This is a genomic window from Acanthopleuribacter pedis (assembly GCF_017377855.1).
In the GTDB taxonomy this organism is placed as follows: Bacteria; Acidobacteriota; Holophagae; order Acanthopleuribacterales; family Acanthopleuribacteraceae; genus Acanthopleuribacter; species Acanthopleuribacter pedis.
This window is the reverse complement of the sequence record NZ_JAFREP010000029.1, coordinates 98,277-116,937: the sequence shown is the minus strand read 5'-3', so window position 1 is coordinate 116,937 and position 18,661 is coordinate 98,277. Positions and strand designations below refer to the sequence as shown.

Annotated in this window: 14 protein-coding genes; 6 read left to right on the top strand and 8 right to left on the bottom strand. The window is 59.2% G+C overall.

Features of this window, described 5'->3' with window-relative positions; all coding sequences use genetic code 11:
- The first annotated feature begins 188 nt into the window (after positions 1–188).
- A complete protein-coding gene (locus J3U88_RS26090; protein ID WP_207861949.1) occupies positions 189–692 on the top strand; it encodes a GNAT family N-acetyltransferase in 504 nt (167 codons plus the stop codon).
- Positions 693–1,744: 1,052 nt separating this feature from the next.
- Positions 1,745–2,836 carry a hypothetical protein gene (locus J3U88_RS26085; protein WP_207861948.1) on the top strand — a complete coding sequence of 364 codons (1,092 nt, stop codon included), beginning with the start codon at positions 1,745–1,747 and terminating at the stop codon, positions 2,834–2,836.
- A 108-nt stretch (positions 2,837–2,944) separates the two neighbouring features.
- On the opposite strand, the gene J3U88_RS26080 is transcribed toward J3U88_RS26085, so the two are convergent.
- On the bottom strand, positions 2,945–4,063 hold the full coding sequence (locus J3U88_RS26080; RefSeq protein WP_207861947.1) for a 6-bladed beta-propeller: 1,119 nt from the start codon (positions 4,061–4,063) through the stop codon (positions 2,945–2,947).
- A gap of 425 nt (positions 4,064–4,488) precedes the next feature.
- On the opposite strand from J3U88_RS26080, the gene J3U88_RS26075 reads away from it, so the two are divergent.
- From J3U88_RS26075 to J3U88_RS26065, 3 genes are read left to right on the top strand one after another with little or no spacing between them, the layout of a single operon-like run.
- Positions 4,489–5,250 (top strand): MlaE family ABC transporter permease, encoded by a 762-nt coding sequence (locus J3U88_RS26075; RefSeq protein ID WP_207861946.1) that lies wholly within the window; start codon positions 4,489–4,491, stop codon positions 5,248–5,250.
- Positions 5,250–6,026, top strand: coding sequence for an ABC transporter ATP-binding protein (locus tag J3U88_RS26070; protein ID WP_207861945.1), 777 nt, complete (start codon positions 5,250–5,252; stop codon positions 6,024–6,026). The genes J3U88_RS26075 and J3U88_RS26070 overlap by 1 nt, the downstream gene beginning before the upstream one ends.
- Before the next feature lie 20 nt (positions 6,027–6,046).
- Positions 6,047–7,537, top strand: a complete 1,491-nt coding sequence (locus J3U88_RS26065; RefSeq protein WP_207861944.1) for an MlaD family protein — start codon at positions 6,047–6,049, stop codon at positions 7,535–7,537.
- Between the two features lie 76 nt (positions 7,538–7,613).
- On the opposite strand, the gene cas6e is transcribed toward J3U88_RS26065, so the two are convergent.
- From cas6e to J3U88_RS26030, 7 genes are read right to left on the bottom strand one after another with little or no spacing between them, the layout of a single operon-like run.
- A complete protein-coding gene (gene cas6e / locus J3U88_RS26060) occupies positions 7,614–8,243 on the bottom strand; it encodes a type I-E CRISPR-associated protein Cas6/Cse3/CasE (protein WP_207861943.1) in 630 nt (209 codons plus the stop codon).
- Positions 8,230–10,482: a TIGR03986 family type III CRISPR-associated RAMP protein gene (locus tag J3U88_RS26055; RefSeq protein ID WP_207861942.1), complete on the bottom strand. Its 2,253-nt coding sequence runs from the start codon at positions 10,480–10,482 to the stop codon at positions 8,230–8,232. The genes cas6e and J3U88_RS26055 overlap by 14 nt, the downstream gene beginning before the upstream one ends.
- Positions 10,482–11,006 carry a hypothetical protein gene (locus tag J3U88_RS26050; RefSeq protein WP_207861941.1) on the bottom strand — a complete coding sequence of 175 codons (525 nt, stop codon included), beginning with the start codon at positions 11,004–11,006 and terminating at the stop codon, positions 10,482–10,484. Before J3U88_RS26050 ends, J3U88_RS26055 begins: the two co-directional genes overlap by 1 nt.
- The gene (locus J3U88_RS26045) at positions 11,003–12,448 is read right to left on the bottom strand and encodes an RAMP superfamily CRISPR-associated protein (protein WP_207861940.1); all 1,446 of its coding nucleotides are present in this window, start codon (positions 12,446–12,448) and stop codon (positions 11,003–11,005) included. The genes J3U88_RS26050 and J3U88_RS26045 overlap by 4 nt, the downstream gene beginning before the upstream one ends.
- A complete protein-coding gene (locus J3U88_RS26040; RefSeq protein ID WP_207861939.1) occupies positions 12,445–14,082 on the bottom strand; it encodes a hypothetical protein in 1,638 nt (545 codons plus the stop codon). The genes J3U88_RS26045 and J3U88_RS26040 overlap by 4 nt, the downstream gene beginning before the upstream one ends.
- The gene (locus tag J3U88_RS26035) at positions 14,079–14,717 is read right to left on the bottom strand and encodes an RAMP superfamily CRISPR-associated protein (RefSeq protein WP_207861938.1); all 639 of its coding nucleotides are present in this window, start codon (positions 14,715–14,717) and stop codon (positions 14,079–14,081) included. The genes J3U88_RS26040 and J3U88_RS26035 overlap by 4 nt, the downstream gene beginning before the upstream one ends.
- Positions 14,714–16,360, bottom strand: a complete 1,647-nt coding sequence (locus J3U88_RS26030; protein ID WP_207861937.1) for a Cas10/Cmr2 second palm domain-containing protein — start codon at positions 16,358–16,360, stop codon at positions 14,714–14,716. Before J3U88_RS26030 ends, J3U88_RS26035 begins: the two co-directional genes overlap by 4 nt.
- A 315-nt stretch (positions 16,361–16,675) precedes the next feature.
- Between J3U88_RS26030 and J3U88_RS26025 the strand changes: the two genes are divergently transcribed.
- Positions 16,676–18,622 carry an SAVED domain-containing protein gene (locus J3U88_RS26025; RefSeq protein ID WP_207861936.1) on the top strand — a complete coding sequence of 649 codons (1,947 nt, stop codon included), beginning with the start codon at positions 16,676–16,678 and terminating at the stop codon, positions 18,620–18,622.
- Positions 18,623–18,661 lie beyond the last annotated feature (39 nt).

The window sequence follows — 18,661 nt, the reverse complement described above, 5'->3', positions numbered from 1 at the left end:
GGGCACGCATGCGCCACTAAAGACGGATTGCGGCAAGCAAACGATTGACTTAAACCTTACAAAAATTCGTAAATTTGTTTGATTTTTTACGATTTTTTTCAGTTATCTTTCTTTTTTTACAATGGTGTTCGCGGTATGCTCTGTGAGTGCAAGTGGTTGCATCCGATCCCACCATCGAGGTACCGTCCATGACCCTATCCGCCGGCTCCACCGAGCATCGCAACGAAGCAACGGCCACCCAGGCCCCAAGCCCGCTGATGCTGGTCCCGATGGAAGCAGCCTATTTGCCGGCGCTGACGGATTTGGTCCTGACCGCGGAGCAACGCGCCGCGGTGGCAACCCCCCACACGCTGGTCAACCAAGCGGAAAACGAGGGGTGCCGGGTGATGGTGATCAAACGCCACGACCGCCCGGTGGGCATGTTTGGTTATGCCGCCGAGGGTCCCCACGGCGTTCACCTGTTCGACCTACAAATCGCGCTCACGGATCAGAACCAGGGCATCGGCTGCTGGGCGCTGCGCACCTTTGTGCAACACCTCAAAGAAGAGACCGAAACCCAACAAATTCGCCTGCGCGTCCCAAAAAGCAATTTGGTGGCAGCCGCCTTTTTCGTGAGCGAAGGTTTCCGCGTCACCCTCCCCCCACAAAACAGCCAAGACACGGCCTGGCATATGGTATTAAATTTAACCTAAGAAGCGCCTATCGCGGTCATTTTGGCTAAACCTCTGGGCTACAACGGTCTGTAAAAATGCTCAGGGTAAGTGGTGCGGTCGTACGCGACCCCGGTCCGCTTTTTCCAAGCCATTTCGCTCCAAATCTTTAGCGAGAATCCCACGCTTCAGCACTTCTGAGGTAACAGGGTGATACCCGCGGCTCGAAGCGGCTTCCCATAAGCCTCATCGATCTTGCATGGAACCGCCCGAAAAGACCCAATGGGTTATCCTCACCTTCTTTCGAGAAGAATAGTCATCGCGGATGAGTTGCAAATTTTCGAAACACTATCCTTGTGTGTGACTCGTTTTAAGCGCGCAACCACCGTAAGAATCACAACACAAGCATCATGATTTATTGTGTTTACCTTGTACCGACTCGAAAAAAAGACCAAGCAATCAATAGGGCGCGGTCAACCTGACAAAACCGGATAAGGTTGGCCTACCTTCCTGTCAAAATAACGGAATACTTGATGCAGGTCACGAAATCACGCTCCAGCCTGATCATTCTTGGCCGGTTTTGCGCTTAGCCTTTTAGAAGGCCCAATATATGATTGGGTCAAATACCTTTGTAAACACAGGTTAACTTTAAAGGAGTGTCTATGAAATTTGTAGTTGTGTTATTTTCCTTAATCGCCTTTTACGGCCAGGTAACGGCACAAGTTTGTGACGAATTTATCTGTCCAGCCGGCTTAGAAGAAAAATTCACCTGGTGTAACTACCCCAGTGATTTCCGTTTTACTATTGAATGTAACCTGACTCAGGATCCAGAGTGGGTCGGGAACTGGGATTGTAATCGAACGCGTCCTTGTTAATTCTTTAACCTAAGAAGCGCGATAACTCGCGGTGATTTTCGCTAAACCTCTGGGCTGCAACGGCCTGTAAAAATGCTCTCCGCACCCACCGGGTACGCTTCCGCTTTTTCCAAGCCATTTCGCTCCAGATCTTTAAAGAAAATCCCACGCTCTAATCGCGCTTCTTAGGTTTAAACCTAGCGAGCGGCACCGTGCCGCTCGCTTTTGATGGAGTTTCTCTTGCGATTAATAATTTTGATCCTTTTGGGATTAACTGCAATGTGTACTCAGACGCCATCCGAAAAAAATCGTGTGTCGATCCACCGCGAAATTGTTGCCGTTGACAGTCTATTGGATGTATTTGAGGTAGTAAGGGCCGTGCCCCTAGCAGATTCTGTGCTTGAGTTTATACCCGATGTAAGTAAAGTTCTTGCTCATTCAGATGGTGATTTGTTTATTGGAGATTTTAAGGCGTCTCAACTGGTTCGCACGAATGGGAATGGAGAATTGCTTCATGCCTACATTGTTCAAGGGGAAGGTCCTGGAGAAATTTCGACGTTAAGGGACTTTACGATCACAGGCGATCAAGTCGTAATTTTTGGCGCCTACAAAGCGGTCGTTTTTTCAATTGCCGGTGACTTGTTGCATGAGCGTAAGTACAGTGGACAAAATGATATTACAGCGTTAATGCCAGGTGTTGCGTGTGGTGATTTATATTATGTTCAGATTGGCGATGGGCGCTTGAAAGGGCTGTTGGAGAATACAACGGTCTCATCAGAAGTTCATTTTACGGATGATCGACTGGACCTTCTTCCGTTCTCGCCGACTCAGCCTATGGGCTGCCATAACGATGATCTTTTTATCACGGACAATTTTGACCTGACCTTGTATCGCTACACCGAGGGTCAACGTACGGATTTTGTTTTGGCACCAAGCGAAGTGGATTTTTCAGGGCTTGTGCCAAACGAGCGTAACAAATCGCAGAAGATGCGCCTGTATTCTGAGCGTCTGAGAATGGTAAACCGCTGGGAATACGTTTTCTCGACAGGTCAAGAGCTATGTTTGATCCGGGTGGACTTTTCGAAAAACGCAACGTACGTGGGCTTTTTTAAAGATGATGAACTTGTGGAGTATGGGCCGCTTAATTTCCTGCGCACAGAAGGAACCTCAGATAATCCGCTTGCCTTAAATGATATCGTCGGAAGCGCGGGTGGGGACCTTATTGGCTATACGACAGACCATGAGGCGCTTTCTTTTTTAGCCGAAAAAGGCTATTCAGATGGCGCGAAACCCCAACTGGTATTTCTACAGGTAAACAGAGGCGGTGAATAAGAAGGGTGCAAACGGGGAAACGCTTGGGAAGCGCGGCGAACAGCCAACGGCACCGAACCCCCTTGTTTGGTGAGCCGACTCCCCCCCGGACCTCAATAATCGTAAGTTTCACCGCAGGGTGGCTTGGTGGGCTTTGACCGCGTAGTTGCCTTCTTCGTCGGCGAGGATGGTGACCACGCCCGCCGGGAAAACATCAACCCGACCCTCGACGCCCAACACCAAGGTGCCCGGTCCGAGGTTGCGGCCTTGCCAGTCGAGGATTTTGCCGGTGAGGGTGCCGTTCCCGAAATCCTTGCTGTAAATGAACAACTGCTCGCCGGCCAAGGGCAGGAAACTGGTGAAACGTTCGCCGTAGTCCGGGAAAAACACCCGGTGCGGCGGTTTGGCCCAGCGAACCTGTTCTCGCAAGGCATCCTTGTCTGCCTGGGTCAGCAGTGGGCGCGATAAAGCCACGTTAATTTTTCGCTTCAGGTTGCCGTCGAGATCGTACACGTCCACGGTTTCGCCGCGGTTGTCGCTGAGCAGGAAGTAGTCCAAACCATAAGCCGCGTAAACCAGCGGGCGCGGCGCGTAGGCGTGAAAATCCCAGCCGCCGTTTTCGTTGCGGCTGAAGGTTTTGTCCTCAAAATGATCGAGCTCTTTAATGATTTTAAAGTCGCCGTCCGTGAGCAACAGTTGCGAGTAGGGCACCTTGTTGCGGTAGTTCTGGTTGATCAAAAAAATGTTGCCGTTTTTGAGGTGGCGCAGGTACAGCAGCATGTGGAAACGCGTCGGCTTTTTGCGCGTTTGTTGGTATTCGAGATCGACAAAATGATGGATTTTGCCGGCGTCGCTGTCCACCACGAACAGGGTCTCGCCGTCGTAGCTCAACATGCAGCGCGACGACTTGAAGGTGAACTCGCCCGGCCCCTGCCCTTCTCGGCCCAGGTTGGTGCGATACCGGCCGTCCGCATCCCAAACAAACACGGTTTTGGCGCCCCGGTCCAACACGTACAAACGACCCTGTTTGTCCATCATCAAATCACTCGGCGATTCCAAGAAAAGGTCGTCGGTGGCCTCAGACGGCAACCCGAATTGGGTTCGTTCGGTAAAAACCAACTTTTTACCCGAGGACCCGCTCGGCTCCGCGGCCGAAAGCGCACTCACCCAACCGCCGACACCCGACAGCAGCAACACGCCCATCACCAACAACCGCAACGCGCGTCCGTTTAACCACATGCCCACCATGAGCAACCCCTCACCTGACCCGTCGTCTGAAAAAAACGACAACCCTCGTATTCATCATTCTCGCTCGGCCGGTTTTGTCCGTCTGGTGCAATCTACGTCGCCCCGACACGCTTGCCAAGCGATGGGGCGCATTTTTCAGCATCCGAGCACCTGCTCGGACGTGGCCGCGACGGGCAAAACCACCCAGGGCGCCTCGCGATAGGAAGAAAGTGACCCGATTCTAAAAGGTCGCCCGCTTACGAGCAAGCAAAATACACACTTCTGGATAAATTCACACTTTTGGGTTTATCCATTCCACTGACATTATCCTTCAATATCGCCGTCACAGCGATGCCTTCGTGCAAACACTTGGTAGAACGAGCGGTTGGTGGTATGTTCGGCGCATCCCCTCACCCACGTTGGTCGCGAACCCGGAGGATCCCGTTTTGCTTTCCGCTTTAGGCAGCCAGGTGTTGGCGTTTACCGAATCCGCCGGCAAGTTCAGCATTTTTACCGCGCGTGCCATGGCCGCCGTGGTTCGCCCGCCTTTTGAGTTGCGCGAATTGATGAAGCAGTTGGAGCGCATCGGCGTGGCCTCGTTTCCGGTGGTCGCGGTGACCTGTTTGTTCACCGGCATGGTGTTCACCCTGCAAACCTACGACGGCTTCGCCCGCTTCCAGGCCGAAAGCTACGTTCCCGGCATCCTCGGCGTCGCCCTGCTGCGGGAATTGGCGCCGGTGATCGGCGGGCTGATGATGGCGGGCCGCGTCGGCTCGGCGATGGCGGCGGAGCTGGGCACGATGCGCGTCACCCGACAGATCGACGCGATGGAAGTGATGGCCACGGACCCGCTTCAGTATTTGGTGGTGCCGCGCCTGCTGGCCACGGTGGTGATGCTGCCGCTGCTGATTGCGATGGGCGACCTGATCGGGATCTGGGGCGGCTGGTATTTAATTAACGTGGTGATGGACGCGCCCCTGCCCGGATTTTTCGACCGCGTTTTTGAATTTCTGGAACCCTTTGACTTTTGGTCGGGCATGATTAAGTCCTTGTTCTTCGGGCTGATCATCGCCACGGTTGGCTGTTACAAGGGATTGACGACGCGCGGCGGCGCCGAGGGCGTCGGCACCAACACGACCAACGCGGTGGTCTACGCCAGCCTCGGCATTCTCGTTTCCGATTTCTTTTTGACGCGGATGTTGACCTAATGGAAGAACCCACCTTCGTCCAAGTGCAGGACCTGCACAAATCCTTCGGCGCCAACCACGTCTTGCGCGGCGTGAACCTGGCTGTCGGCCGCGCGGAATCGCTGGTGATCCTGGGTGGCTCCGGCGCGGGCAAGAGTGTGTTTCTCAGCCACCTGATCGGTTTGATGCAGGCGGATCGCGGCTCGGTCACCATCGACGGCCAAAACTGGGCCGAACTGGACCGCGGCCAAACCTACGACCTGCGCACCCGCTTCGGCATGTCCTTCCAAGAAGGGGCCTTGTTCGATTCCATGACGGTGTATGACAACATCGCCTTCCCGCTGCGGCGCCAAACAAGCAAGATGGGCAAAGGCGAAATTAAGGACCGCGTGGCGGAATGCCTGGAAACGGTGGGCATGCCCGGCATCGCCCAACTGATGCCCAGCGAACTCTCGGGCGGCATGCGCCGGCGCGTTGGTTTTGCCCGCGCCATCGCCCTCAAACCGGAAATTCTGTTGTTCGACGAACCCACGACCGGCCTTGACCCGATTATGACGACGGTGCTCGGCGAGGTGATTATCCAAATGCGCGAACGACTGCAAGCCACCACGATCACCATCACCCACGATATTAGTTCGGCCAAAATGATTGCCAACCGGGTCGCCATGATGTTCAAAGGCGAACTGGTTCACCAGGCGCCGCGTGACGCCTTCTTTAACTGCGACGATCCCATCGTGCGCCAGTTCGTCGACGGTAAATCGCAAGGCCCGGCCACCGAGGCCCTCATCAAACGCTAGCCAGGAGAAAGGGGAAAGCCATGAATCGAGAAGCAAAAGTCGGTTTATTCGTGTTAATCGCCATGGCGGTGGTCGGTTATTTCGTGTTGCGCACGACCGAAATCGGCGCCCTATTCGACGGCTCGGCGCCGATGGTGCAACACAAGGTGCGCCTCGACGATGCGAGCGGCATCCGCGAGGATACACCGGTGCGGGTGGCGGGCGTGAAGATTGGGCGCGTGGCGCGGCTGCGCCTCGACGGCAACGCGGCAATCGCGGTGATTGAAATCCCCAGCGACGTGGTGCTCGCGGAAGGCGCGCGGGTCGAACTGCGCAGCCAAGGCATTTTGGGCGAAAAATTTATTGCGCTGTTCCCGGGTAAAGGGCAACCCCTAACCGACGCGTCGGCAATTGAAGCGGTGGTCCCGCCCAGCCTCGACGACCTGACCCACACGATGAACCAAATCGGGACCAACCTCAAAGCGATCACGGACAACGTGCGCGCGGCCACGGAACAACCGGACGGCAACAACCGCCTGGAAGCGGTGGCGGCCAATTTGGAAGAAATGGCCAAGGTCATGCTCCAGATGCTCAAGGAAAACCGCGGCAACGTCAAAACCACGAGCGATGAATTCGCCAAACTCAGCCAAAGCCTGGGCCGCGATATCCCGGTGATGGTCTCGGAAATGCGCAAGCTGGCGGAATCGCTGCGCCACATGAGCGACAGCCAAAAACCCAACATCGACACGACCATGGCCAACGTCACGGCAATGAGCGAGGAGTTTCGCAAAACGAGCGCGTCGCTGGCGGTGATCGCCAAAAAGGTCGAATCGGGCGAAGGCAGCATCGGTCAATTGCTCAACGACGGCACCACGGTCGACAACCTCAACAAGGTACTGGTCTCGGCGCAGGAATCGCTGGGCAAGGTGCAGCAGTTCCTGGGCCAGGCCGACCGGCTCGACTTCGACCTGCACGTGCGTTCGGAGTACCTGGGCGAACACAGCACGGCCAAAACCTATTTCGGCGTAACGGTTTCACCGGACGAGAGTAAGTACTACCTGCTGGAAGGGGTGAGCCGCGAGACGGATTACCTGCCGGTCGAAATCAACGAGGTCCGCTCGCAGACGTTCGACGCGGAGGGCAACCTGCTCACCACCACGGTGGAAACACGCGAGGAAGAAGAAGACGATTTCGTGTTTAGCGGCCAGTTGGCCTACCGGGTGATGGACAACCTGTTCCTGCGCGGCGGTTTGATTGAAGGCGAAGGCGGCGCGGGTTTCGATTTCTACGGGTTGGAGGACCGCTTCCGGTTTTCGATGGAAGGTTATGATTTTAACCGGCCCAACGACTTGAGCGCCCACGCCAAAATCGATTTCAGCTACCGTTTCGATCAACGGCTGTACCTCAACGCGGGTTGGGACGACTTTTTGGAGGAAAGCCTGGATTCGGCCTACATCGGCGGCGGCATCCGCTGGAAAGACGAGGACATCAAAACCTTAATCGGCACCCTCGGCAGCGCCATCCGCCGTTAACCCAGCCGGAAACAGGCCCCGTGATGCCTTGTCACAGGTTGGGCGCGGCCGAAGCCACGCCCTCGAGGGAACGCCGTCAGGCGCCGCGCGGCAGGTTCTCAACCGCGACGGCCGGGGCCGGTGTGACGGTCAGCAAACCGCACCCGAAACCCTTGGCCGGGCCGATGCCGTTACACAACAGGTCGGCGAAACGCGCTGCGTCGGTCACGGCCACCACGCCTTCGAACAGCACCGGCTGAATACAGCCGCGGCGGAAATCCTCGCGTGGCTTGCGGAACCGGATCGGCGGTAAAACCTGGGATCGGAGGGTGACCACCTCGGCGGCGCCGGCGACCTTGCGGGCGAACCAACGCTCGCGGGCCTCGGGCTCGGTCAGGGGACGGCGGGCGCCGTGGCGGTGTCCCGCGGCGCGGCGCGAATGGGTGCGCACCGGGTTGGCAACCAGCACGAAGCGACGGCGACCCGCTTTGCTAGCCTCGCTCAGGGCGAGGGTTTCGAGCTTGGCGACCTGGGCCAAGGGTCCGCTTTGCGGCCGGCGCAGCGATTGAACCAACAGCCGGACCCGCCCCGCCGCATCCCGTGCTTCCAGCCGGTACAAAAAGTCACGGCGCGTGTCCGCGGAACCGGGAAACAATCGCCAGACGGCCTGGTGGACCCCGTAAGGGTTGCGGAAACCGCCGGTTACCCAGATCTCACTCTGGTACATCGCGTCCCTCCTCCGCCGAGAGCAAGGCTTTGACGGCCGCCACCTTCACCTTTTGTTTTTGGCTGAGCTTGCCAAACCACTTTTTGTCGCGTGCTTGGTAGAAGGCGCGCAGGATCTGTCCCACCTCGACCTGCTCTTGCGGGCCAAGCGCCTTGGCTTTGGTGAGCCAGGCCGTCGCCTGTTGCTCGGCGTCGGGGCCGGCGAGATCGGCGTCCAGTCGGCGTTGCAAGGGTGATTTGGCGGCCTCGGCGGCGGCGCGTTCGGCCTCGGCTTTCGCATGTTCGGCGGCGGCGATGCGGGCGGCCTCGGCGTCGTCCCATTGCTTGCGGGTCCAACGATGGAAGAGGTCGCGGTCGGCGATGCCGGCGAAGGGTGCATAAGGCAGCAAGGCAGCGCACGGGTCCCCTTTTCTGGGACCACGCGCTTTGAGGAATTGAGGCAAGTCCATGTGCCTCAACGAGCCTGGCTGTCCGGGCGCGCGGGCCGGGTCGGCCATGGCGATCAACTGCACCAGTTGTTCACTTTCAGCCCAACCGGCACGGGCACGGACGGCTTCATCCGCCTTGCCGTTTTCCACGACGGCGGCGCGGTAAGCGCGCTCCATTTCCTCGGTGAAGAGGCGGATGCAGGTTTCGGCGTCGGGCACCGGACCGCCGTCGTTGCGGGTCAAAGCCCCCTCATCCGAGAAAACGGAAATCGAGACGGACCCCAAACCGAAGGGTTTGCCCATGCCCAGGCCGTGACGCAAATCGGGGTTCCCGCCCCAGGTCAAACACCACAACAAAGCGCCCAGTTCGACCGGTCGCAGGTTGTGCAAGCGCAACTGCCCCTCGAACACGGCGCCGGCGGCCAGCGGGTGCAGCCTGGTTTTGACCTTGTCGTTTTTGTCGCCGTCGTCTCTCCCCAAACCGGCGGAATTCGCCTCAAAACCACCGATGTGGGATCGGGCCGGGTATCGCTTCCAACCGCGTAATTCGGCCTCTTCGTCCATCAGGGTGCGGTAAGACGAAACCAGCCCTTCCGCGTTGTGATCTTGATCGATGTATGCCGGAAAGTAGCTCGGCTTAGGTCCATTCAAAATGGTGAGGATTGGCGAGAGATCGCGCCGTTCGCCGAGCAAACGCGCGGTGCCAAAGGACGCACGCCCGGCCAAACCGTCGTCGCCTTCGTTGGCGTCGCCAAACACCAGCGCCGCCAAGTCGCGGGTCGCCGGATCACGATGGCCGAAATGGGTGTGGTCGAGCGCGGTACCGATGCTGTGGCGGTAGGCGAGGCGAAACATCATGGTTAGGCCGATTTCCGTGGGTTGGCCGGCCTCAGCCAAATAAAACACGGGTACGCCTAAATATTCATCGAAGCGTTGCTCCCAAAAACGCCATTCCTCGGTTTCGCCGTGAATGTGCAAAAAAGCGCGCATGACGCGCTCGTCGACGATCAGCGGCTTGCCGGGTTCGTAAAAGACAAACTCCAGATGTTTGGTTTTGCGCTGATTGCGACGCGCATCATTGGGTTGGCCTGTAAATACAAGCCGCCCGGAAATGCCGCCACCGTCCAAATCATGGGCTTTTTCGTGTTCCTGGGTGGTCTGCTTGGACCGTTGCCGTGGCTCCCGCCGTTTCGAGAAGGTGGTTTCCAGCGAGGCAGGCAACCAGCGCTCATATTTGGCCACGGCGCCCTGGCGGTCACGCAGCTCGATGGGGTCGGGAACACCACGCCGTTCGGCCAAATCGAGCAAATCCTTGTGTTCGACACGCAGGAATTGACAGGGCGTCAGTTCCCAAGCGAAACCATCACCATCAACCACGGGTTTGAGGTAGCCGGCCTTGACCTTTGGGGTCAGGTTGGGGTTGGTCATGCGCCGGCGGTAGATGTCTGCCGCGGCATTGGTTAGATCGCGGATGCTCAACCAGCGGTCGTCCACCTCGTTCATTTTTCCAAAAGACGCAATGCGCATCAGATTGCGAATCATGCCCTTCAAGCTGGAGCCGGGAATAGCGGGCCGGCCGTCGTGGTCCAGGTAAGGCGTCACCATGCTGTATGCCTGTCCGGGCACGGGCTCTTGCCGACCACCGACCAACAGCGGGGTGTGGCATTCCAGCCGCAAGCGCAAGCTGCCGTTCAATCCGTCGCGGAACGGTCGGTCGCGACACACGGCCGGGGCCCAGTCGGGTTGGTAAATAAAGGCCGAGAGCGGCACGAAGTTGTAGGGGGCATGCACGGGTTTGGGTCGTTGGGTCATCACGGCGTCACCGCCAATCCTTCAAAGCCGGTGAAGCGGGTTGCGGCGGGGACAAATCCCCGCGATGAGGATGCATCGCCGCGGTCCCAGTAGACGCGGTACAAAAGGTTGCGAACCGGACCGCGATCATCCGGCGCGCGCGGCCTGCCGAGATGACGATGTGCCACCGCCAGGTAGCGATCACCCGCCTTCTCCACCAAGGTAATCCAGCGCAAGCCGCCGCAACCGTTGGGCCGCATGAACAGGCTGTGATGCGCGTCGCCCGCCAATTCTCCGTACTGAATCGGCGCGGCGTCCGGCAACCGGCCGGCATTGATCTGAACCACGTCGCTTTGCCGACACAACCAACCCTGCATCCGGGGAAAGCGCGCTTGATAGGCGATCAAAGCTTGGTGGACCTCGGCCTGGTCGGTGATCTCGCGCGCGGTTTGCGCCAAATCGCAAAGCGCGGCGCTGAAGCCCGCGGGTTTCAAAAGGTTCGGGTCGATTTGGTTCATGGTTTCAAAGAGTTCCTGAATCTTCATGGGGTACCTCCAGCTTTGGGACAAACGAGGTCAAATCCTTCGATCACACCGTGGAACACACCGTGGCCGCGCCCGCCGCCCGCGCCAAGCGCGAGCCGGCCCGAGACAAGATCGTTTAGGGCGCGACGCAAAGCGGTGGCGGTGGTGTCGGAAAGACGGTCACCGTCGGCCACGGCGATGGTCAGGGTGAGCGGTTGGGCCACCACTTCTTCGCTGTACAGCACATGCTGCCGCACACCGCCGGTAAAGGGATCAATCCCGTTGTGGATCAAGGCGTGGACGGTTTCGGGTTTAAGGTAAAGATCGTCGATGAACACGCGCCCGGCATGACCGCCGGCCTCGTCGCCGTCGCTGTCCGCGGCCGCGCCAAAGAGCTCGCGCACGGCCGGGTTATCGACGAGTTCCTCTGGCTCGGGTTCCTTTTCCTTGCTTTTTTCGGGATCGGCATCAAAGGCCGCCACGGGGGCAAAACAGCCGCGCTGGATGCGGTCGTGGTAGGCGACGCGGTGCCGTAAGGCGCCTTTGACGGCCGAACCGGGTACCACCAATTCGCGCGGACCCAAGGCGCCCCGGCCCTCGCGCCACACCACGCGCCGTTCGGTAACGGGCACCAAACGGGCATCCACGGCCGCGTCACCACGCAGGGGTGTCAAGCCGCCACCAAACCGGAACCCCTCTTGGGGATCCAATCGCAGCCGGATCAGCGGGGCCTCGGCGGCGGGCATGGTCACGGGATCAAGCCCGTCAACCACCCCGAGATGATTGGAAAGGGCGGCGTAACGGGACAGGTCGGCCTCACGGCGAAAATCGAAGGTGGTTTGATGGAGCCGAACCAGGCGTAACGCGCCGTAACCGGCGCGGGTGCCGCCACCGAGGCGGAATGCCGGACTTGCCAACAGCGCCAACAGGCTGCGCCAGGTTCCATCCGCCTCGCCGTCGTGGCGCAAGCTCAATTCCATGCTAAACCGGTAACCCGCGCCCAGGGCGACGCGGTGAAACAAACCCTGATCCTCGGCACAGCCCCGTTCATTCAGGCGCACCCGGCTTCGTTTAACGGGGGCGGTACCGCGGGCCTCGCGCAAGACGCCGTCTTCTAAACGCGCCTGATCCGCGCCGAGCAAAAGGCCCTCCACGGGCCGGTCCCGGCTGTCGTGCAGGCAACCCCAAGACACGTGGAGCCGCGAAGCCCCCTCAATGAGGTGATCACCACCCCGTCTCCCGAATAATTTGGCGGTGGTCGCCTCGTCGTGATCGCGCCGGAAGAGGGCGCGCAACACCCCGGCAAAGGAGCTGCCGGGAATGGCGGGACAGCCATTGGCGTCGCGCACAATCAGGTGGTCGACCTGACCGTCGCCGAACCCTTCGCTGATGGAAAGCGGGACCCGCGTTTCCACGACCAGCCTGGCCAAGGACAAACAAGCATGATTGCTGTAGTGATTCATCGCGTACCCTCCTTGAGCATGCGTTGTTCTTTGGCACGGTCGGCGGCAACCCGTGCGAAGCGCGCGAGCACGGCGACGCGTCGTTGTTCGGACAAAACGCGCTTTTGATCGGCTTGCACCGCCGCGTCACCTTCCAGCTTGGCGCGCAGCCAGGTTCGGAACGTCGGCGGTTGGCCGAGCCGCTTTTCCAAAGTGTCGTGGAGCACCTTGGTATCCCAATCGGGATCACCCGTTTTGCAGATGCCGGTTTGGTCGTCAAACAACGTTTGGTGGAGCCGGGCGATATCCATCACGCCGGCCAATTCGTGGGCAACGGCCTCGGTAATCCGTCCCCACTGGGCCGGTGACGGGCCGACGGCGGTGTGGGTCGCCAAGCCGCCACGCACGCGCGCCGCTTCCAGCAGGCGGACCAGCTCCTCGTGCCAAGCTTCCGCCTCCTTCTGGACCTGGTCTTCCTCGTGACGGGTCGCCTCACGCGCCGTCAACCAATGGGCCAGTGGCAGATCGGGCTGGGGCGGGGCCTCGACCTCGGTCACCGTCGGCAATTCGGAAAATTGGGGTACCGCACTGTTGAGAAAGGGCGGGTTGAGCCACATCCTGCCAAAGCCCCGTTGCCGAAAGAGGCCGACGCAGCGGATCGGCTGCGCCGGCGAAAATTCCGCCGGGTTTTCGAGTTGGTACGCCAAAACCGAGCCGCGCCGAATCAGGGTGAGGTCCCCTTCAAAAGCACGGTATTTGCCGTTGTAGGCGCGATGGCGACCGTGGCGCACAAAACAACGGGCGGGGACAAGACAGGCCGCGGGCAAACCCAAAGCCTCGCCTGGCGGCAGAGGGCAAGGAACGCCCATTGAATTTTCGACGACGAGATCCGATAACAAAAGCACATTGAGGACGCCGTCACCTTGGAGGGCGGCGGTTTCGAACGGCGGCGTTGCAACAGGAACCACGCGGCAACGGCCGTATTCGGTAGACCGCGAACGACCGAGGCGCAAGGTGCCGGTCAGCGCCTGAACGACCTGATCAAACAGCGCGGGTGGAACGTCGTCGTCGGCTTCCAAAACGGTGCGGAAGGTCTGCCCGGCGGCCAGACCGTGGTAGCCGTAAAGCTGATGGGCCATGGCCACACCGGAACGGGGATCCACGGCGGTTTTGAGACGGTAATGGGCGCACGGCCGCACCCGTTCACCGGCGGGACTCAGGTAAAAACCCTTGAGATCGTTCCAGCCCGGCCGGCGTGGTTCGTAGGCGGCATTGCGCCAAAAATCGGCCTCGGGGTCCTTGCCGGGGCGGTCTTTTTTTCGAGCGCCCTTTTCGGCAGGCGCCTCGGTTGTGGCGCCTTTGTCGGCAGGCTCCTTGTCGGTCACGCCCTGTTTCGGCGCGATCAAACAAGGCGGTACGGGAACGGTCGGCAACCCACTTGGCGACAAGGGTAAGCCGTCACCGAAGCGCACCTTGCCGGTGTGGAAGACGGTCCAGGCCGTTTCACCGAGCCTGGTGTAGAGCCGCGCGGCGGCGGCCCCCAGCAGGAGTGACCCGCCCAAATAGTCCAAACTGTCGCGGCCCCCGTGAACCGAACCCGGCGAACCAACGGCGATCTCACTTTCCAGAACAATATTAAATGATTGTTGCCTCATGGTTTCACCTCCAGGGTGATCCGACAACGGCCTAAACCGCGGGTGCGCGCCAGGCCCAAGCCGCGAATCAAGGGCAGACAACGACGCAGTGATGCCACCAAGTCCTCCCCGCTTCCCTGTGCCTCGGGCTTCAGCGTGAGCGGGGCGACCAAGTCGAGCGGCACCACCACTTCCATGCCGCGCAGACTTCTTGGCAGCGCGGTGCCGCGCTCCGGGTCGAGCGCGGTGGCGTACAGGTGACGGTAGAAATGATCGCGCAAATTGTCTGGATCATGGCGCAACCAGTCACGCAAGGCGCGGGGCAGCACGGCGTTGTCAAAAATCAATCGCCCGTCTTGCGTATGGTGGCGGTCGACCCGGAAGGCATCATCGTCGCGCGGCTCTTGGTTCGCCGCCTTGGGATAATGACGGGTGTCGGTACCAAACCAGGCGGCGGTCCAATTTTTGGGCAAATGCCCCCAATCCTCGGCGCGCTGGGCGGCGTCGCGAACCAACCCACGCAAACCGCGTCCCGGCAACTCGGGCAAACCGTCGCCGTCTTTGTGGACCACGGCGTCGACGGCCAAGCCACCGCCGCGCCCGCTGCCGATGTGCCAATAACTTTCAATGGCGACATGCAGGAAAAAACAACTCATGAAACCCTCCCCTTCACATCGCCGACGGCGGCCAAGGCCACGGCGTCGGCCACGGGTGAACGATTTTGGGCGTCAAAAAGCGGGAGACGATCATCGCACCCTTTTTGGTCCTTGGTGCGACGGGTGAGCCGTCGCAACAAGGGTTCCAACTCGGCCAAGGCATCGGGCGCGTTTTTGGCCAAATTTTCGCGCCAACGGCGTTGCGCTTTTCGGGTGTGCTGCTCACCCAGGTACAGCGCTTTTTGGAGTTCTCGAACCGGGCCGCGTCCCAGGCGCCCCAGTAGGTCGGTCAAGTCGTAGAGGTCACCCAAATGGGGTAAAGGTCCATCGGGTGCGCCGTCAAGGGCATAGGGCTGCATGGTCAACCAGTGCCCGTCGCGGGTGGTTTTCTCGAAGGCAACGACGGCCTCCCAATCGTCGATCATGGCGGTGGTGATGCGGTGGAACGCCAAAGTAGCGGGCGCGACCACCGCGTCCGCCACAAGCCCGGCGGCTTTTGCCGTTTTTTCGCCGGCCGCTTCTTCGGCCGCGGCTTTGGCGGCGGCTTTGGCCGCTTTTTTTGCGGTTTGGCACAGCGATTCCGCCAAGTGGTACGCCATATGGAAGGGCTGTTTCGGTTTAATAAATGCCACGCCCGCGGCGGCACTGAGGTGATCCGGCAGGGTTAATCCCGACAGCTTGGCGAAGGCGGCGCGGGTTTCGACCGCAAAGGCTTCTTGGAAACAGCGGGTGAATGCCAAGGCATCCGCGGCACGGGTCACCAGCGTGACGTCATCCCCACCGAGCACCAGAAAACGCACCGGTGCCACTTTTTTGTGGGGCTTGCCGGCTGAGGCGGCCAAACCGGATTTGAACAGGTCGATGCAAGCGGTGCGCGCCGCGCGGTGGGTCGCGTCCTCGACGGCTTTGGAAAAGGCCGCCGGTAAATGGGGAAAGGCGGCGGGGTTTTCGGCCAGGGCCGCGTTTAAGTTTTCGACAACCGCGCCGAGCCCGTTGCCGTCGATGTGGATGACGGCGATGTATTGATCGGTTTCATGCTCATTAATAAGGGCGTCGCCGCTGCTGTGATCGTCGGTCGGCACAAAGGACAGCGGAAAAACCAAATCATCCGCGTCACTGAGATTGAGCTTATCCTCGAGGAAAGCACCGCCGACCGCGGCGGCCTGTTTGGCGCGACAGACCGCGTCGGCGAGGCGGCCATGCTTCAAAACGACGGCGGGATCACCGGTGAGCGGCGCCCGTCTGGCGAGGGGTGAGCCCGCGGGTAGGTGTGGCATGTGGCGGTTACGGCCGTCGTGTAAGGCGGCGTCCAAGGCGCGACGGGTCGCCGCGTTGTAGTGTTCGGCCTCGTGCAGGGCATGGCAAAAACCAAGGCCCGGCACTTTGTGGGCGACATAAAGCGACCACAGGTCACGCAAGGCCTCGGCATCGGCACGCGCGCGGATTTGCACCAAAAAAGAACCACCGGCGCGACGGGCGAAGTCCTCATCTTTGATCGGCAGCCCCAAGGCCTCGATCACGCGCGTCAGGTCGCGACGGGTCAGTTGATCGACCAGGGCGCTGGCACCGACCATCTCCCGCAAGCGGTCGGTGGCAAAGATGTAAGGTTGAATGCCGTTCACCTTGAATTGGTAAAAAAACATAAATCCTCCGGGGTGGGATTGAACCCGGGTTGGGGGGTTCACCCGGTGGAAAGGATGTTTTGGTTGTTTTTTTCGTTTTTTGTTCGGCGTTTTTGAAAAAGAGCCCGGGCACGGTGCCTAGCGAGGGCGGGAAAGTAGAAAAAAAGCATCGTCCGGAAAAATCACAAACCACCTATTCATAAACACTTATGCTAACAGCGAAAAAACGAAGACAACTTTTGTTAAAAAAAATGACGGTTGACGCGAAAAAAACCTCAAAACCTTCCTTTCATGAGGGCAGAACCCAATTTATGAATTCGGAAGGGAGAACCATTCATGTTTTTTCGTGACTTTGTCGTGACCGTGACCCCGCTGTCACCCACCCGCACGCGCCTGTCGCTGGCCAGGCCGCTCGAGGAACCGCTGGTGGAGGAAATTGAACAGCCCGAGGTCCTCAAAACCATTTTGAACGAGGTTGATGTTTTATTAGCGACCCAATATGAAGAACCAAAAAAAGACGGGAAGGACCCGCGGCAAGTCCAGAATGAACGAGAGGCACGCAAGAAGGCGCTGGGCCACGCGTTGTACACCACCTTTTTTTCCGGCACCTTTGCCGAGGCGTTTAACCGTCGTCGCGCGGAAGAAGGCAATTTGCGGATAAAAATCCAGCCTGCCGAGAACTGCAACGCGGAAGCGTTTAGCCACTGGTTTTTCCAAACCCCCTGGGAACTCATGATCGCACCCGGCGAATTTAGCCCTCTGTGCACGACACACAAGATCTCAATGGTACGCCACTGGGTGCCCAAAGAACACGCGCGCCACACAAACCCGATCCCGCTACCGAAGGTACTCAAAATTCTGGTGCTTACCGCCAATACTCCCAATCCCAAATTAAGGGAAATCGACGCAACGCGTTTTAATCAACCGATTTTGGACGTTTTTAACGACAACCCCAAGTTTGAAATCACGGTGCTCGATCAGCCCAGCTTGGCGACACTGCAAAGCACCATCGCTGAAACGGCGCCCCACATTTTGCACATTACCGGACACGGCTCACCGCCAATGCAACGCGGTATACTTGAAGACCAACTTGCTTACGACGAACTGGGATTACTGCACTTGTGCAAAGGCGACGGGGGCAAGCCGACCATCATCAGCGCGCACGAATTGTTGGCGGTACTCCGGCCCAAGATGGATTGTTTGCGGTTGGTCACCTTGGCCTCTTGTTACTTAGGACGCGCGAGTCGGCGCGATGTGGCCGGCGGTTTTGCGGCCACCCTGTGCGCGGGCGGGGTCCCCGCGGTGGCGGCCTTCCAATTTACGCTCACCTACGAGGGCGCAGACGTCTGGATCAAAACCTTTTACGAACGCTTGGCAAGCGGGGATCGACTCGATACGGCCATGGTACACGCCCGCGGCGCGTTAAACGCCGACGGTACCAAGGGCCGTATTCGAGACCTGGAATATGGCTCCCCACTGCTGATTACCCGGTTGCCCGACGGGCGCCTGTTCCGACGCGCGCAAACCGTCGCCGTGGTTTCTCGTGCCGAAACGCCGCCGACCACCCAGGATGAAGATACCGATGTACTCGACTTAACCCCTTACTTCCAAGGAAAAGGTCTCAAAAATCCGCGGCTAAGGTCAGGGTTTGATTGGGACCAAACGATTTACCCCCAGCTCACCGACCTCACCCGCAACCTGACCGAAGCCTTGCCGCTCACCTTCGAAGGCCGCATGCACCAATCGATTGCCGTCGCCTTGGGTTACATCTTTAACGAAACCCGCGCCATGGATATCCGCCTCAACCAGGTCAACGGGAGCAACGAAAACCAAACCGAGACGTGGCACGCCCGGGGTGAACGCGAAACCACCGAACTCTCGGAAACCATTCACGCGGGTCACCCCGAATCCGAGGATTTTATTGCCTGCATCTCCATGGCCAACCACACCCGCCAAGGCGCGCTGGCTTACGTCAAAAACCACCCCGAACGCTTCCCCCGCGGTTACCAAACCTGCGTGGAATGGTCGCCCCTGAACGGCCCCAGCAGAGAAAGCATTCCCCATCACGGCGTGGCCCGCTATGTGGCGCGTCACATCGGCAACCGCATCAAAGGGCTGTCGCAAAGCGGCGATACCCCCATCAAACGCATCCACCTCTTTCTATCCGGTCCCTCCGCGATGGTTTTGTTCTTGGGGATGCGGTTGAACGCCTGCCGTGCGGTGCAGCTGTACGAGTTTGTGGCGGCGGAAAGTGCCTATGTACCGTCCCTGCGCCTGCGTTAATTCAATCAATCACAATCGGATTTCAATCGATGGGGTAGA

Excerpts from the sequence above, each read along its gene's own strand:
- J3U88_RS26090 (WP_207861949.1), top strand. The coding sequence starts at position 189 with ATGACCCTATCCGCCGGCTCCACCGAGCATCGCAACGAAGCAACGGCC.
- J3U88_RS26080 (WP_207861947.1), bottom strand. The coding sequence starts at position 4,063 with ATGGTGGGCATGTGGTTAAACGGACGCGCGTTGCGGTTGTTGGTGATG.
- J3U88_RS26070 (WP_207861945.1), top strand. The coding sequence starts at position 5,250 with ATGGAAGAACCCACCTTCGTCCAAGTGCAGGACCTGCACAAATCCTTC.
- J3U88_RS26065 (WP_207861944.1), top strand. The coding sequence starts at position 6,047 with ATGAATCGAGAAGCAAAAGTCGGTTTATTCGTGTTAATCGCCATGGCG.
- cas6e (WP_207861943.1), bottom strand. The coding sequence starts at position 8,243 with ATGTACCAGAGTGAGATCTGGGTAACCGGCGGTTTCCGCAACCCTTAC.
- J3U88_RS26055 (WP_207861942.1), bottom strand. The coding sequence starts at position 10,482 with ATGACCCAACGACCCAAACCCGTGCATGCCCCCTACAACTTCGTGCCG.
- J3U88_RS26050 (WP_207861941.1), bottom strand. The coding sequence starts at position 11,006 with ATGAAGATTCAGGAACTCTTTGAAACCATGAACCAAATCGACCCGAAC.
- J3U88_RS26045 (WP_207861940.1), bottom strand. The coding sequence starts at position 12,448 with ATGAATCACTACAGCAATCATGCTTGTTTGTCCTTGGCCAGGCTGGTC.
- J3U88_RS26040 (WP_207861939.1), bottom strand. The coding sequence starts at position 14,082 with ATGAGGCAACAATCATTTAATATTGTTCTGGAAAGTGAGATCGCCGTT.
- J3U88_RS26035 (WP_207861938.1), bottom strand. The coding sequence starts at position 14,717 with ATGAGTTGTTTTTTCCTGCATGTCGCCATTGAAAGTTATTGGCACATC.
- J3U88_RS26030 (WP_207861937.1), bottom strand. The coding sequence starts at position 16,360 with ATGTTTTTTTACCAATTCAAGGTGAACGGCATTCAACCTTACATCTTT.
- J3U88_RS26025 (WP_207861936.1), top strand. The coding sequence starts at position 16,676 with ATGTTTTTTCGTGACTTTGTCGTGACCGTGACCCCGCTGTCACCCACC.